The organism is Glutamicibacter uratoxydans (genome assembly GCF_006539925.1).
Classification (GTDB): domain Bacteria; phylum Actinomycetota; class Actinomycetes; order Actinomycetales; family Micrococcaceae; genus Glutamicibacter; species Glutamicibacter uratoxydans.
In genome coordinates this window covers 52,735-67,563 of record NZ_BJNY01000008.1, presented here as the reverse complement: position 1 = coordinate 67,563, position 14,829 = coordinate 52,735, and the positions used below count along the sequence as shown (strand labels likewise).

The following is a 14,829-nucleotide window of genomic DNA, read 5'->3' as shown; positions in this document are numbered from 1 at the left end:
GCGGCACTTTTGAACCACCCGGAATGCTGATCTTGGCTCTCCCTCCAAAGGAGGATCCCCCACTGCCGCGCGGCGCAGCGCTACTCCTTCAGGAGCATGCGCCTAGGCGTTGAGATAGTAGGCGGTGATCACGAACAGCATGCCGGCCACCCCCAGGCCGAAGGGCAGCGCCAGCAGCACCATGAACTTCACGTGGTCGCGGGCGATGGCGATGCACTCGCGCAGGAAGGCGCTGGGCCGGTAGTAGGCAGCGGTCTTGCCGCCGAAGGCCCTGGCATCCAGTCCCAGCTGGCGCGAGGCCAGGCCTGCGCGCAGCGCGTGGTAGTCGCTGGTCACCAGCCACAGCCTGCCCTCGGCCTGTTCGGCGCGGACCAGATCCTCGGAGAACTTCAGGTTTTCAATGGTGTCCTTGGCGCGGTCCTCGATCAGGATCCGCTCTTCCGGGATCCCCTGCTCGCGCAGGTAGCGCGCCATGCTCACGCCCTCGGGCTCTACCTCGTCGCGCCCCTGCCCGCCGGTGGGAACCATCAAGGGGTGCGGGTCTTCCTGGGCGCCGAAGAGCTCGATGCCCTTGTCCAGGCGGCCGCGCAGCAGCGGGGTCACCTCGCCGTTGATGGTCCGCGCCCCAAGCACCACTACCGCCGCTCCCCTGCCCTTGGCCGGGAACTTTGCGTGCACCCATGCGTAGAGCAGCAGCATCGCAAAGACGCTCGCGGTGAAGACCGATGCCATGAAGAGGATGAAGGCGATGGACATGCTCCACCAGGTCTCGATCATCACCAGCGCCACGGCGATCACCGGCAGCGCGAACACCGCGATGCCTGCGGCCAGGGACAGCAGGTTCTGCACCCTGGCGCCTTCGCGCCGCAGCATGAGGATTCCGTTGTAGACCAGGGCCGCGCCGAAGACCACCACCATCAGCGGGGTGAGCACCGCCAGCAGGGCAACCAGGAACACGAATCCCGGAACAACGGTGGAAAGCAGCTCAATCAGCGAGGAACCGGTCACCGCGACCAGCGGCAGCAGCGCGGCCGCCAGCGACAGCCGGCGCGGATCCCTGCGGTACTTCACGATGAAGATCGCCCAGAAGAGAGCGAGCACTGCTAGGGTAATGAATTTATAGCCGTAGGTGTCCATTGCGTTTAAGCCTAGACGATGCCGAATTCCCTGCGCAGCATGGATTTAGCCCCGAGCCACCCGCCCATGCCGTGCACCGAGGGCCCGGGAGGCGCCGCCGAGGAGATGAGGTACAGCCCCTTCGACTGCAGGTACCAGGGATCGGAGGAGAACACCGGACGCCTGATGCTGCCCAGCAGATCCATTGTTCCGCCGGAGATGTCTCCGCCGACCAGGGCCGCATTCTGCGCTTCAAGGCCCTTGGCGGTCACCACATGGGATTCAAGCACCAGATCGCCGAATCCGGGGGCCGCCTGCTCGATCATGGACGAGATTTCCGCCTTCATGTCCGCCCCGCTGCCCAGCGGTACATGGCAATAGGCCCAGAGGACCTGCCGCCCGGCCGGTGCCCGCGAATCATCGAAGAGCGAGGGCTGGGCCACGATGACAAAGGGCTTGCCCGCAGGCCTTCTACGCGCCTGGCGCTCGACGCGGCCAACCTGCGCCGCGGTGCCGCCAAGGTGCACGGTGGCCGTCTGGGACAGCGCCGGGTCCGTCCACGGGACCGGTTCGGAGAGCACAAAGTGCACCACGCAGCTTCCCGGCGAGCGCCGCACCGTGCCCAGCGCCTTGGACAGCTTCTGTGGAATCCGCCGGCCGGCAATGCGGGCGGCGGATTCCGCCGAGGTGTCCAGCAGCACCACGTCCTCGGCCAGCTGGTCCAGTGACTCGATGCGGATGCCGGTGCGGATGGCCCCGCCGCGGCTGGTGGCTTGTCCGGCGAGCGCTGCGGAGATTGCCTGGGATCCACCGCGCGGCACCGGCCATCCTTTGGCATGCGCCGAGGCGGCCAGGAAGAGCCCTGCCCCGGCGTTGGCAGGGCCGCGCGATCCGCCGGCTACGTGGGCGGCGCAGCCTGCGTACAGCGCCGCCGCCCTTTCGCACTTGCCCGAGGCCAGTTCCTTCAGGCCCATGCCCGCGGCGGCGGCCGCCCCGAAGAGCGCCAGGGTTTTCGGGTGGGCTGGAACCTTGAGCAGCGGGTTGAGCAGGGTGTCGGCCAGCTCGTCCATCCGCGCCGCCAGCGGTCCCAGCAGCCTGGTGTAGGCGGCTCCTTCACGCCCCAGCTCGGCGCCGGTGCGTTCCAGGTCCCTCCAGGCGTGGACGGTGCGCCCGCCGTGGATCACATGGGCAAAGGACATCGGCGGAACAATGAAGTCCACCTGATCCACAATGCCGAGCTCTTTGAACGCCTGCGACTGCAGCGCCATCGGGTGCACTGCGCTGCCCAGATCGAAGCGCGCGGCAGACCCCTCCAGCGGCACGGTGCGCGCCGCCCCGCCGATGCTGTCATTTGCTTCATAGACGGTGACCTCCAGCCCCGCACGGGCCGCCACCGCGGCCGCGGCCAGCCCGTTGGGCCCGGAGCCGATCACCGCCACCGAGCTCATGCGGCGTTTTCCTTGTCCTTTGCCCCGCTAGGGCCTTTCGCGGCAAGGGAGCGCAGGGTGAACTTGTCCGGAGCCCCGGCAAACGGGCCAGCCAGCGGGTCGTCCTGGCCTACGGCGCGGATCGGGTCGCGGCGCGGGTCGATCACCGACCGGGCCACGAGGTACATCAGATAGGCCAGCATCAGCATGTGAGCGATCACCGCCAGGATGTACCCGCTTTCAGGGAAGGCCTTCTGCGCGTTCTCGGCATTCATTGCATCTAGGTAGTACCAGACGCTGTAGAAGTGGGCGACCTCCACAAGCATCCAGATCAAGAATTCCTTCCATTTGGGCAGCGCGAGGGCGAACAACGGAATCAGCCAGACGATGAACTGCGGCGAGTACACCTTGTTGAACATGACGAAGGACGCCACGATCAAGAAGGCCAGCGAGCCCAGGCGCGGGCGCTGCTTGGCCAGCAGGCCCAGCACCAGCACCCCTGCACAGGCCAGGAAGAAGAGCACCAGTCCGAGCCGGGAAATCTGCTGCGCGTCAAAAGGCTTGAGCACCTCGGATTTCGCGGCCAGCAGGTTCCAGACATGCCACAGGCTGGAGAAGCCGGCACCGCGCTCGGAGGAGAAGGTGAAGAAGTGCTTGAAGGAGTCCGGGTAGGCCAGCGCATAGGGCAGGTTCACCGCAGCCCAGGTCAGCGCGGCCGTTCCGCCGGCCACCCAGAAGGTCTTGAGCCTGCCTGTGCGGATGGCCAGCACCAGCACCGCTCCGAGCACAAAGAACGGGTAGATCTTCATCGCAGCGCCCAGGCCTATGAGGATGCCTGCCAGCACCGTCCTGCCGCGGGCGAAGCTGAGCATGCCCAGCGCGAGCAGGGCCACCGCCCACATATCCCAGTTCACGCTGCCGGCGAGGATGATGCCCGGCGCGATCGCCACCATCGCAGCATCCCACGGACGACGCCCTGCCATGCGCATGGTGCACAGCACCGTAACCAGCCAGAGGACCGCCACCAGGATCAGGTTCATGTCGAAGTAGATCAGCGACCGGTTCGCCGCGTCCTGCGGCACAATCGACGCCACCGCCGAGGCAACGGCGCTCATCAGCACCGGATACTCGAACTGCGCATCGGCTGAGAAGGGGATCCACGGGTTGTCAGCGAAGCCCCGCGCGCTGAACAGCGGGACCCAGTCGCTGTAGCAGGCGTAGATATAGGGGTTGTTCCCGCCCCAGCCGTTGACGCGGCAGGGGTTCTTTGCGAGCAGCATCAGCAGCGAGCCGATCACCGTCATGATGATCAGCACCCGCTGCACGGTGAAGAACCCGGGATTCACCCGCCCTGGGTCGCTGTGCCGGCCCAGCGGTCCGCCGATGACGGCGGTGAATTGGCGCAGAAAACCATCGGCCCGTGAAGGCACTGTGATCCTCAGCGGTCCCCTGGTGGACTTGGGCTGCTTTGACTCGCGCATAAATCCAAGCCTAGTTGTATCTACCTGGCAACCCGGGGTGGCTAGAGCTTGTTTCCCGGATCCAGGGCAGAAAACCTTTGGATTGGATGCCTTTGCCTGCAACGAGTGAGACTTCAGGCAATAAGCGCTATCCTGACCCCGTCAGCGATTGAGTCCGACGTAAAATTGCAGCCAACCTGGGAAGGTGCTTGTATCCATGACGACGAAGAAACTAGCTCCGGAACCGATCCGCGATCCGAAGACCGACCACCTGCTCACCCCTGATAACAGCGTCATCGTATTCATCGACTACCAGCCGGGACAGTACGCGACGGTGGGCTCGGCCAGCGCAGAAGAAATCAATCTTGGCGCCGTCACCCTGGCGAAGCTTGCCCGATCCTACGAGGTCCCCACCATTCTCACTACCGTGGCAGTGGATATGGGAGTCAACGAATCAACCATCCCGGCAATCACCGATGAGCTTCCCGGCGTCGAGGAAATTGACCGCACTGGCGTGAATTCCTGGGAAGATGCAGACTTCCGCGCGGCCATCGAGGCCACCGGACGCAGAAAAGTCATCATGGCAGGACTGTGGACCGAAGTCTGCCTGGCATTCCCGACCCTTGACATGCTCAAGGAAGGATACGAAATCTACCCGGTAATCGACGCGGTAGGAGGCGTTTCGGCCGTCAGCCATGAAACCGCAATCCAGCGCATGGTGCAGGCCGGCGCCCAGCCGATCACCTCGCTGGCCCTAGGCTGCGAGTTCATGCGCAATTGGGCCAGGGACGATGCAGATTTGTACCGGGTAGTCATCAACGACTACTTCCGTCGCAAACGGGAGATCGGCCAGAGCAGCGGAGACCTCTTTAATTAGTGGAACTCGAAGCTTCTAATCTAACAATGGGGCAACCTGCAGCGAGCACTGGACACCGATGAGCTACATCGGCGCCGAACACATGATCACCATTCGCTCGACACATATGTGGGCCGGCTCCCCTACAGACTGAGGCAAGGACTGGAGAACAATAGATTTGCCCGTCAGGAACTTCAGCTGAAAAAATCCTGCTCCCCGAGGCATCCTCAGGGAGCAGGTGAGACTCAATGACCTTGCGATCGAATGAGCCTGAAATTTGATCAGATTGATCTGAATTAGCACGTCCGAAGAGACTAGCCGCCCAGACCGCCCAGCAGGCCCTTAAGAATTTCGAGAATAGCGTTGATGAGTTCCATGAACTTCCTCCGTTGAATGGGTTGAGAAATGACTTCGCGCGATATCAACAAGCGTTGATGTGAAGAATCTAGCAAGCGGCCGGGCTCAAAAGGTCTATGCGCAGAATTATTACGCGTTAAATCACAAAAATATCTAACAAATGACTAGTCAACGTGGTTACATATTCAAAAATCAATAAATGTCAATACTACTTTTGTAGGATGAACACCGGGCTTCGTTTTGGGAATATGTCGAGTAGCATGCCGCGATCGCACTGGCATCAGATCCGCCGCGCCAGAACGTCAAGATGCGGCCGACGACCCTGAACTGTTCTTTTATGGGATTCGACAACCATGAAACCGGCACCTTCCAGAGCCGCGCACAATGCCGATTCACTCCAATAAAAAGCAGGCAGAACCGCATGATCAAATTCATGTGACTGCGGCCCCTGGAAAGCGCCGATCAATAGCGCACCGTTACTTTTCAAGACTCGCGCAAACTCGGCAAGAATCCCGCCACAGTTTGCAGGGTGAATATGGATAATCGAGTACCACGCCAGCACACCGCCTAAGCTCTTCGCAGCAAAAGGCATCCGGGATAAATTGCCGACACTGAACCGAGAATCTGGAAATCTCGATCTGGCGGAAGCTATGAACGCCGGCACCGCATCCAACCCTTGAATATCCGCTCCGCTCCTGCGCAGATAATCGGTCCAGTGCCCCGGCCCGGATCCGGCATCCACTATCGGACCGTCAATGTCTTGAGCCCATTGGGAGATCAGTTCCACATCCAAAGACTCCATATCCTGCATTGAACCAAGCAGTGAAATGTATTCCTGGGCTCTCGCAGCGTAGGCGTCGCGAATTGTGTGCATGCACTCTTCAGTCATTGAACCAGCCTAGGTGTTCTTCCCGGCCACAGTATTGCAATTCCGGATTTGACCAGTCGCCCAGCAAACAAGCAGGTAATTAAACCAGCACTTCACCATTCGTTTACCCAAGCACACCCTGACGGTTAACTCGGCTGTTTATCGTCGAATCTGTGAGCAACACCGAAGAGCCGAAGGTCCTGGCGATCATCCCAGCACGGGGTGGTTCCAAGGGCATCAAGCTAAAGAACCTACGCCGGATCCACGGCAAGTCCCTGCTGGGACGGGCCATTGAATCCGCATTGGCCGCAGCTTCAGTCAGCGACGTTGTGGTGAGCACCGACCATCCCGAAATCAAGGCCGAGGCATTGGCCTACGGGGCCCGCGTGGTGGACCGTCCGGCAGAAATCGCCGGCGACACCGCCACCAGCGAATCAGTCCTGGTCCACGTTCTGAACAACGAACCAGTACTTCCGCAGACCACCGTATTCATCCAGTGCACCAGCCCATTCATCGATCCAGCCGACCTGAACACGGCAGTGAACCGCGTCAACAGCGGCGAACTCGATGTCAGCTTCGCAGCGGTGGCCGACCACGGCTTCCACTGGGGGCTTGACGCGCAGAACCTTGCGGTGGCCGTCGGCCACGACGCGGCAACCCGCCCTCGCCGGCAGGACCGCGAACCGCGCTTCCGCGAAACCGGGGCGTTCTACGCCATGAACACCGCAGGCTTCCTGGCGGCGAACCACCGCTTCTTCGGCCGCACCGCCATCCAGGAGGTGCCGGCAGAGCACGGGATCGACATCGACACCGAAGCGGACCTGCTGCTGGCATCGCTGCAGGGCGAACAGCGCATCGAACCGCTGCTAGTGGACGCGGTGATCACCGACTTCGACGGGGTGCACACCGAAGACACCGCCTATGTCGATGAGCACGGCACCGAATCCGTGCGGGTTTCCCGCTCGGACGGGATGGGAGTATCCCGGCTGCGCGCAGCCGGGGTGAAGTTCCTGATCCTCTCCAAGGAGGCCAACCCGGTGGTGGCGGCCCGCGCCGCCAAGCTGAAGGTCGAGGTGGCCCACGGCATCGAGAACAAGGCCGAATACCTGGCCCGCTGGCTTGCCGACGAGTCGATCAACCCGGCCCGCGTGGCCTACGTCGGCAACGACGTGAACGATCTGGGCCCGATGGCCCTGGTCGGCTGGCCGATCGCGGTGGCAGACGCCCAGCCGCAGGTCATCCAGGCGGCACGGCTGACCCTGAACCGCCATGGCGGCCACGGGGCGGTGCGCGAAGTGGCAGAGCTGGTGCTCGCCGCCCGTGCCGAAAAGGCCGCAGAATCCAAAAGTTTTCCAAGTTTCACCCACTGAAAGGCAATACCCATGACCTCGATTACCACTGACATCAAGCCAGTAGCCATCGGTGAAAACCTGCTCGGCGCCGGCCAGCAGGTCTACGTCATCGGCGAGATCGGCATCAACCACAACGGCGACATCGAGATCGCCAAGCAGCTGATCGACATCTCCGCAGAGGCAGGCGCCAACGCGGTGAAGTTCCAGAAGCGCACCCCTGAGATCTCCACCCCGCTGGACATGCGCGACAAGATCCGCTCCACCCCATGGGGCGAGATGACCTACATGGACTACCGCTACCGCGTGGAGTTCGGCGCAGAGCAGTACAAGGAGCTGATCTCCTACGCGGCTTCCAAGGGCCTGCACGCCTTCGCCTCCCCATGGGATGTGCCTTCGGTGGAATTCATGGAAGAGCAGGGCGCCGTGACCCACAAGGTCGCCTCCGCCTCGGTCACCGACATCGAGCTGCTCACCGCGCTGCGCGAAACCGGCAAGCCGATCATCCTGTCCACCGGCATGTCCACCATCGAGCAGATCGACAAGGCAGTGGAGACCCTTGGCACCAACAACCTGGTGCTGATGCACGCCACCTCCACCTACCCGCTGCCTCCAGAAGAGGCCAACCTGCGCATGATCGAGACCCTGCGCGACCGCTACCAGGTCCCGGTGGGCTACTCGGGCCACGAGCGCGGCCTGCAGATCTCGCTGGCTGCAGTGGCACTGGGCGCCGTGACCGTGGAGCGCCACATCACCCTTGACCGCACCATGTGGGGTTCGGACCAGGCGTCTTCGCTGGAGCCAAAGGGCTTCGCCTCGCTGATCCGCGACATCCGCATCCTGGAGCAGGCCATGGGCGACGGCGTGAAGAAGGTCTTCCCAGGCGAGCTGGCACCGCTGTCCCGCCTGCGCCGCGTCGACGGCTAAGCGCGCCGCACCGCAGATCCCGGCGGCCGGACCACACCGGTCCGGCCGCCGGGTGCTATCCACCACTCGAAGATTAAGGAAGCCAGTTAAGCCATGACGAGCTTGATTCCCGGCCGCATTTCGGTAGTCATCCCGGCCTACAACCAGGAAGCGTACATCTGCGATGCGCTCACCTCGCTGGTCCGGCAGAAACTCGGGGCCTGGGAGCTGGAGGTGCTGGTAGTGGACGACGCCTCCACCGATGCCACCGCGGCGCTGGTGCGCAGCTTCCACGACGCCCTGCCAGGGCTAAAGCTGATCGGGCTGGAGGAAAACGCGGGGGTGTCGGCCGCCCGCAATGCAGGCCTGGCGCAGGCCACCGGCGAATACTTCACCTTCCTAGACCCGGACGACTGGTTCTCCCCGGAACACCTTGCCACGCTGGCCGAAGCACTGACCGAGCTGCACGTCGACTTTGTGCGCTGCGACCACGTGCGCGTCACCGGCACCACCCGGGTGATCCACCGCGCCCCACAGGCGCTGCGCGGCATGCCGCTGAACCCTGCCGAGGACATCGAGCCCATCGACTCCCCGTCCATGGTCGACTACGCGTTCGTCTGGGCCGGCATGTACCGCACGGCATTGATGCGCGATGCCGGGCTGTACTACTTCGATCAGGCGCTGAACTCCGCCGAGGACAGGCTGTGGCTGTGGAAGCTGCACCTGAACACCGGGCGCTACGCGGTGCTCTCCTCCCCCAGCGTGTTCTACCGCCGCGGCCTGCCCGGCTCGCTGACCCAGGTCTTCGACGAGCGCCAGCTGGGCTTCATCCCGGCCTATGCGCAGATCCTCTCCGAGGTGCGTTCGCACCCGGACGCCGAACGGCACCTGCCCAAGGCGCTGCGCCAGTTCTTCGCGATCGTCTGCCACCACGAAAAGCGGGCCAAGAACTATCCGCCTGAGGTGCGCCTGGCCATGAAGCAGAAGCTGCGCCAGGTCTTCACCACCATCGACCCCTTCGCCGCCCGGCAGGTGGCGCTCGAGATGGACGTCGCCCGCCGCCGCCACATCCTCTCCTTCCTGCAGCCCGGAACGATCGGAGCCGCCAAATGATCGCATTAGTAGAGGCCAGCAGCTACTTCCAGCTCGCCTCCCTGGCAGCCATGGCCGACGCCGGCTCGCTTCCGGCCGCCGACGAGCTCATCCTGGTGCTCGCCAACGGCTCGCAGGTGCCTGAGCTGACCACGCCGCTGCAGGATGCCCCCGGGTTTGAGAAACTGGCTGCCCGCTTCGACCGCGTGGTGGACTACGCCCAGCTCATGGCCCCGCGCCGCCCGGCCCAGTTCAACCCCCGCGAGGACGAACTGCACATCTTCGAGAACCTTCTGCGCAGCGCCTGGGAGCTGGGCGACCAGCCGCTGACCCTGGTGCTCGAATCCATCCAAGTCAACCCCTCGAGGTCGCTGGCGCGGATCTTCTTCGACGCGCAGATCTGGGTGCATTCCGACGGGCTGATGTCCTACGGGCCCACCCGCACCAGGCTGCCGCTGCCGCTGCGCCAGCGCATTACCCGAACCATCCACGTGGACCTGGTCCCCGGGCTCGAGCCGGCCCTGCTCGCCGAGCTGGATCCGCAGCGTGAGGTGCTGCCGGCCGCGGCGCTGGCGGCGGTCTTCGAGGAGCTGGCCGCGGATGCACAGCTTGACCTTCCAGCCGGCGCCGGGCTGGTGCTGGGCCAATACCTCGGCTCGCTGGGCCTGATCGACGCCGAGCAAGAGTTCGACCTCCATGTGCAGATGCTGCGCGAAGTGCAGCAGGCCGGGCTGGACACCGTGCTGTTCAAGGCCCACCCCTCTGCGAGCCCCACCGCGGCAACGGCGCTGGAGGACGCCGCGCGCCAGCTGGGCCTGGACTTCCAGCTGCTGCGCACCGACCACCTGGCGGAGACGGTCATCGCCCAGGCCCGCCCGCAGCTGGTCGTCTCCTGCTTCTCCACCGGCCTGGCCACGGCACGCTACATCCTGAACACCGAAGTTGCCGCCGTGGGCACGGCAATGATGCTGCAGACCCTGGCTCCCTATGAGAATTCAAACCGCATTCCGCTGAGCATCATCCACGCCCTGTTCGTGCAGCAGCTTCCGGCCCCAGCCGACCCGGCAGACCAGGGCCTGCTGGCCGAACTGCTCACGGCGGTGTCCTACTGCATGCAGGCTTCACAGCTGCCGGCGCTGCGCGAACCGGCCGCCGCGTTCCTCGCCCAGCACTACGCCAACTTCTCGATGCACTTCAAGCGCCGGCGGATCACCAAGCTCGAGCTGCCCCCGGCCTGGATCCACCTGCCGCAGCGCCGGTCGCTGCCTTCCAAGGTGCGCGGCGCCTCCCGCCAGGTGCTGCGCCGCGGTTCCAAGTCGCTTGATTCGCTGTCAAAATCCCTGAGCCGGCTGGCTCAATGACCACACCGACCCGCCAACTGCACACCTCGAGCTCCTCCATCATGAAACTCACAGGCCACAACACCCGAGAGGTGCCCCGCCCGCGCTTCGGCACCGCCCAGGTGTGGGTGGAATCGCCCCTGCAGCTGCTTTCTGCCGTGGAAACCCACGCCGCAGGACTGCTGGGCCACGATGTGCGGATCATCCCGCGGCAGGGCATGCCGCTGGAAGCCACCACGCAGGCGCTGCTCGCCAATGCGCCTGCAGGCGTGAGCTTTCTGCCGCCGGCCCGCAAGCCTCCCGCTCCCAAGAACTCGGCGGACCGCTTCGTCGTCGGCGACGCCTATTCGGGCAAGGTGCAGCGCGCCCTGCTGGCCGGGATCAAGGCCAAGGAAGTCATTATCATCGACGACGGGATGGCGACCCTGGCGTTGATCAAGCAGCTGACGGCAATGGACCCCACCGCCCTGGTCCGCGCCCGGGCCAAGAACTCGGCGGCGCGCACCGCCATGGGCTTGGCGATGTGGCACAGGCTGCGCCAGCTGGCCCGGGAATCCAGGCTGTTGATCGTCTCGGCGCTGCTTGTCGACGAGCCGACCCAGCAGCGCATGGAGGAAGTCGGCATCAAATTTGCGCAGCACAAGTTCGAATGGCTGGCCACGCAGCCTGTTGCCGAACGTTTCACTGAACCGACGCTGCTCATTGGCTCCGCGATGGTCGCTGACGGGCTGATCCATGAACAGCCGTACCTGGAGTGGATCGCCTCGATTGCCGAGGATGGGCCTGTTGCCTACTTCCCCCACCGGCGGGAGAATGGCCAGCTGCTGGAAAAGATCGGACGGATTGAGAACCTCGTTGCCATGCAGCACACCGTCCCCATTGAAATGCGTCTGCGCGCACTGCGCCCGGGACAGGAAATCCGGGCGCTGCCTTCGACTGTCATCCCTTCACTGCGCCTGCTGCTGGGCCACGATGCCAAGGCCCTCTATCCGCAGCCGGTTCCCGATTCCTGGTGGACCGATTCAACACCGCACGCCCTGCGCGAGCACCTGTCCAGCTCTTTGAAAGTATGAACCTTTCGTGAAACCTTCCATCCTCGCCATTGCCGACTCGGATTCATATCTGAAGCTGGCCACCACTTTTCTCGACCGCCTAGGTTCTTCGTGGCAGCGCCGCATTGCATTGGTGCGCACGCCGGTCATGCCGACCGAAGAACAGATCGCCGCCGCCTTTGACGGCACAAGCCTCGATCCGCAGCAGCTGCAGTTCATTACGCTGCATCAGCTGAACAGCACCGTGCAGGAAGACATCGTCTTTGCAGCCGCCACCGGTCCGGTCGTCGCGGAAGCCTACTCGCGGATTCTGCGGTCAGAACCGGCCGCGGCGCGGCGCACTGCCTTGATCTCCGCGCTTCCGGGCGTCGCCTTCCCTGCCACCGCCAAGGGGTGGAACTACCGCCGGGCAGGCGATGCGTTTATCTGCCATTCCCACGCAGAAGCAAGAGACTTCTCGTTCATGACCGAAGAACGTCCGGGCCACCAGCCAACCATCATGGTCAGCAAGCTTCCATTCCTGAATTCAGGCGGCTTTCCCCCGCAGCAAAGCGAAACTATTAAGCGCGTGGTCTTCGCGCCCCAGGCGAAAGTTCCTTTTCTGCGCCGCGAGCGCGAGGAAATCCTGTTGACGCTGGAACAGACTGCGCGGCTGAACCCAGGTGTCGAAGTTGTTGTGAAGCTGCGCGCCCGCGCCGGGGAACCGCAAACCCATCTTGAACAGTTCCCCTATGACGAGCTTGCCGAAAAACTCATGCAGGACGGCAAGCTGGGGCCCCAGTCGCACCTTCGCTTCGAAACCGGAAGCATGTCCGATGTCTTGAGCGAAGGCAGCGCGCTGGTGACAGTTTCTTCGACTGCCGCTTTGGAATCTATTGACCGCGGCCTGCCGACGATGATCCTTACGGATTTTGGCGTCAGCCCTGAAATGATTAATACCGTTTTCCAGTCCTCCGGCATGCTCGGAGAGCTTTCCAGTTTGTCCGCACTGCAATTCGGCGCCCCGTCCAAGGCTTGGCTGCGGGAGAACTACTTTCACCGCATGGACAACAGCTTCACCGACGCCCTGGCAAGCATGGCATCTCAGGCGCGGGAAGGTAGGCTTCAAACAGACCAAGATGTCCTCGACTTCATCAAGAACCAGCCGATGCGCCAGAAGCTTCGCACGGCTCTCCCGACGCCGATCGTTAAGGTCCTGCAAAAGATGCGTCGAACTTTTCAGAAAAGTCGTGGACGCAACGCCAACTCGTGGTCATGAGTAAAATAAGCTTTGCTCATGAAGCGCATTTAGACCCGAGTTAACATTTACCGACATGACTAAATCTAATTTTAGTGTTGTACAAAAACGCAAGATTTTTGGTCAGTACCAAAACCCCTCATAGTGCTGGTTATTGATTCTCCCTTATATTTATTCCAGCTATATCGGTGACAACCAGCACTTATGGGAATTTTTTCTCCCCTTGAGGACTTAAGATCGATAGTAGGGCGAATCTGTGTGTCATTAAGTGACATCAACGCTGCCCGCGGATTTATACATTTCAATAAGGAGTTCATGTGTCGGCGAACCCGATTCGCGTTGCCATCGTTGGCGTGGGCAACTGCGCCACTTCACTTATCCAAGGTGTCGAGTACTACCGAAATGCCGATGCAGGGTCCACCATTCCAGGCCTGATGCACGTAAAGTTCGGCGACTACCACGTCAACGATGTGCAGTTCGTAGCAGCCTTCGACGTTGATTCGAAGAAGGTGGGTTTGGATCTATCTGATGCAATTCTCGCCAGCGAGAACAACACCATTAAGATCACCGATGTTCCAACTACCGGTGTGACGGTCCAGCGCGGCCACACCCTCGACGGCTTGGGCAAGTACTACCGCCAGACCATTGAAGAGTCTGCAGCCGAGCCAGTCGATGTTGTCCAGGCTCTGAAGGACAACAAGGTCGACGTTATGGTTTGCTACCTGCCGGTTGGTTCAGAGCAGGCAGCCAAGTTCTATGCACAGTGTGCAATCGATGCCGGCGTAGCTTTTGTCAACGCTCTGCCCGTGTTCATTGCCGGCACCCCGGAGTGGGCCCAGAAGTTCACCGATGCCGGTGTACCAATCGTTGGCGACGACATCAAGAGCCAGATTGGCGCCACCATCACCCACCGCGTCATGGCAAAGCTGTTTGAAGACCGCGGTGTGGTTCTGGACCGCACCTACCAGCTGAACGTCGGCGGCAACATGGACTTCATGAACATGCTCGAGCGCGAGCGCCTGGAATCCAAGAAAATCTCCAAGACTCAGGCTGTCACTTCGAACACCTCTGCCGACCTGACCGAGAATGACGTCCACATCGGCCCATCGGACTACGTGTCATGGCTCGATGACCGCAAGTGGGCCTTCGTACGCCTCGAGGGCCGCAATTTCGGTGACGCCCCGGTCAATCTGGAGTACAAGCTGGAGGTTTGGGATTCGCCAAACTCGGCAGGTGTCATCATTGACGCTGTGCGTGCAGCCAAGATCGCGCTGGACCGCGGCATCGGCGGCCCGATCCTGTCGGCCTCGAGCTACTTCATGAAGTCGCCACCAGAGCAGTACGACGATGAGACCGCCCGCGAGAAGGTTGAAGCCTTCATCCGCGGCGACGTTGAGCGCTAAGGCCTGAACAACAGATCAGCCGGTGTAGAGATCCTCTACACCGGCTGTTTTGCATCAAATTGCCGAACTCAAAATCTTGTTTCGATTTTGAGTTCTCGGGGAGTTTGTTCCTGGATGCGGAAAGCCCGCCGGCTTGTAGGCCGGCGGGCCTCTGAGTATTAATTGGCGAGTTCATCGGTACTCCTTGGTTCGGTCGGATGGATAACGGTAATGGCGTTATCGCACCTTATCGAATGCGGAAGTACATTTCTGGCGGAACGTGGTTCTTCAGTTCACGCTGGCGCAGGTTGCGGCTGAACTCAGCGCTGTCCATGTACTGGCTTTTGCGCTTGTCCTGACGTTTGGTCATTTGTTTTCCCTCCCTTC

The 14,829-nt window shown here is 62.3% G+C and carries 13 protein-coding genes; 8 read left to right on the top strand and 5 right to left on the bottom strand.

All coding sequences use genetic code 11. The features are described from left to right. Positions 1-102: 102 nt before the first annotated feature. Genes AUR04nite_RS07960 through AUR04nite_RS07950 form a run of 3 tightly spaced genes read right to left on the bottom strand, consistent with a single transcriptional unit; the run spans position 103 to position 4,024 of the window. Entirely contained in the window at positions 103-1,137 is a 1,035-nt protein-coding gene (locus AUR04nite_RS07960; RefSeq protein WP_141363731.1) for a YdcF family protein, read from the bottom strand. Positions 1,138-1,148: 11 nt separating this feature from the next. After that, positions 1,149-2,564 (bottom strand): phytoene desaturase family protein, encoded by a 1,416-nt coding sequence (locus AUR04nite_RS07955; RefSeq protein ID WP_141363729.1) that lies wholly within the window; start codon positions 2,562-2,564, stop codon positions 1,149-1,151. Then, entirely contained in the window at positions 2,561-4,024 is a 1,464-nt protein-coding gene (locus tag AUR04nite_RS07950; RefSeq protein ID WP_141363727.1) for a glycosyltransferase family 87 protein, read from the bottom strand. The genes AUR04nite_RS07955 and AUR04nite_RS07950 overlap by 4 nt, the downstream gene beginning before the upstream one ends. Before the next feature lie 196 nt (positions 4,025-4,220). On the opposite strand from AUR04nite_RS07950, the gene AUR04nite_RS07945 reads away from it, so the two are divergent. Then, on the top strand, positions 4,221-4,880 hold the full coding sequence (locus AUR04nite_RS07945; RefSeq protein WP_141363725.1) for a hydrolase: 660 nt from the start codon (positions 4,221-4,223) through the stop codon (positions 4,878-4,880). A 616-nt stretch (positions 4,881-5,496) separates the two neighbouring features. Here AUR04nite_RS07945 and AUR04nite_RS07940 read toward each other — a convergent pair. Then, positions 5,497-6,105, bottom strand: a complete 609-nt coding sequence (locus AUR04nite_RS07940) for a class I SAM-dependent methyltransferase (RefSeq protein WP_141363723.1) — start codon at positions 6,103-6,105, stop codon at positions 5,497-5,499. 152 nt (positions 6,106-6,257) lie between these two features. On the opposite strand from AUR04nite_RS07940, the gene AUR04nite_RS07935 reads away from it, so the two are divergent. The 7 genes from AUR04nite_RS07935 (at position 6,258) to AUR04nite_RS07905 (ending at position 14,463) form a co-directional block, all read left to right on the top strand. Continuing rightward, positions 6,258-7,454, top strand: coding sequence for an acylneuraminate cytidylyltransferase (locus AUR04nite_RS07935; protein ID WP_141363721.1), 1,197 nt, complete (start codon positions 6,258-6,260; stop codon positions 7,452-7,454). Positions 7,455-7,466: 12 nt separating this feature from the next. Beyond that, positions 7,467-8,360 (top strand): N-acetylneuraminate synthase family protein, encoded by an 894-nt coding sequence (locus AUR04nite_RS07930; protein WP_141363718.1) that lies wholly within the window; start codon positions 7,467-7,469, stop codon positions 8,358-8,360. Between the two features lie 93 nt (positions 8,361-8,453). Then, positions 8,454-9,452 (top strand): glycosyltransferase family 2 protein, encoded by a 999-nt coding sequence (locus tag AUR04nite_RS07925; protein WP_141363716.1) that lies wholly within the window; start codon positions 8,454-8,456, stop codon positions 9,450-9,452. After that, positions 9,449-10,792 carry a polysialyltransferase family glycosyltransferase gene (locus tag AUR04nite_RS07920; RefSeq protein WP_141363714.1) on the top strand — a complete coding sequence of 448 codons (1,344 nt, stop codon included), beginning with the start codon at positions 9,449-9,451 and terminating at the stop codon, positions 10,790-10,792. The genes AUR04nite_RS07925 and AUR04nite_RS07920 overlap by 4 nt, the downstream gene beginning before the upstream one ends. Next, entirely contained in the window at positions 10,789-11,844 is a 1,056-nt protein-coding gene (locus AUR04nite_RS07915; RefSeq protein WP_246055443.1) for a hypothetical protein, read from the top strand. Before AUR04nite_RS07920 ends, AUR04nite_RS07915 begins: the two co-directional genes overlap by 4 nt. 7 nt (positions 11,845-11,851) lie before the next feature. Then, positions 11,852-13,081: a DUF6716 putative glycosyltransferase gene (locus AUR04nite_RS07910; protein WP_141363712.1), complete on the top strand. Its 1,230-nt coding sequence runs from the start codon at positions 11,852-11,854 to the stop codon at positions 13,079-13,081. 296 nt (positions 13,082-13,377) lie between these two features. Next, a complete protein-coding gene (locus AUR04nite_RS07905) occupies positions 13,378-14,463 on the top strand; it encodes an inositol-3-phosphate synthase (protein WP_141363710.1) in 1,086 nt (361 codons plus the stop codon). Between the two features lie 226 nt (positions 14,464-14,689). On the opposite strand, the gene AUR04nite_RS18415 is transcribed toward AUR04nite_RS07905, so the two are convergent. Next, on the bottom strand, positions 14,690-14,812 hold the full coding sequence (locus AUR04nite_RS18415; protein WP_281285115.1) for a hypothetical protein: 123 nt from the start codon (positions 14,810-14,812) through the stop codon (positions 14,690-14,692). Between the last annotated feature and the right edge of the window lie 17 nt (positions 14,813-14,829).

What these genes read in the sequence shown, in the direction of transcription:
- AUR04nite_RS07960 (WP_141363731.1), bottom strand. Translation starts at nt 1,137, where the DNA reads ATGGACACCTACGGCTATAAATTCATTACCCTAGCAGTGCTCGCTCTC.
- AUR04nite_RS07950 (WP_141363727.1), bottom strand. Translation starts at nt 4,024, where the DNA reads ATGCGCGAGTCAAAGCAGCCCAAGTCCACCAGGGGACCGCTGAGGATC.
- AUR04nite_RS07930 (WP_141363718.1), top strand. Translation starts at nt 7,467, where the DNA reads ATGACCTCGATTACCACTGACATCAAGCCAGTAGCCATCGGTGAAAAC.
- AUR04nite_RS07955 (WP_141363729.1), bottom strand. Translation starts at nt 2,564, where the DNA reads ATGAGCTCGGTGGCGGTGATCGGCTCCGGGCCCAACGGGCTGGCCGCG.
- AUR04nite_RS07915 (WP_246055443.1), top strand. Translation starts at nt 10,789, where the DNA reads ATGACCACACCGACCCGCCAACTGCACACCTCGAGCTCCTCCATCATG.
- AUR04nite_RS07925 (WP_141363716.1), top strand. Translation starts at nt 8,454, where the DNA reads ATGACGAGCTTGATTCCCGGCCGCATTTCGGTAGTCATCCCGGCCTAC.
- AUR04nite_RS07920 (WP_141363714.1), top strand. Translation starts at nt 9,449, where the DNA reads ATGATCGCATTAGTAGAGGCCAGCAGCTACTTCCAGCTCGCCTCCCTG.
- AUR04nite_RS07940 (WP_141363723.1), bottom strand. Translation starts at nt 6,105, where the DNA reads ATGACTGAAGAGTGCATGCACACAATTCGCGACGCCTACGCTGCGAGA.
- AUR04nite_RS07945 (WP_141363725.1), top strand. Translation starts at nt 4,221, where the DNA reads ATGACGACGAAGAAACTAGCTCCGGAACCGATCCGCGATCCGAAGACC.
- AUR04nite_RS18415 (WP_281285115.1), bottom strand. Translation starts at nt 14,812, where the DNA reads ATGACCAAACGTCAGGACAAGCGCAAAAGCCAGTACATGGACAGCGCT.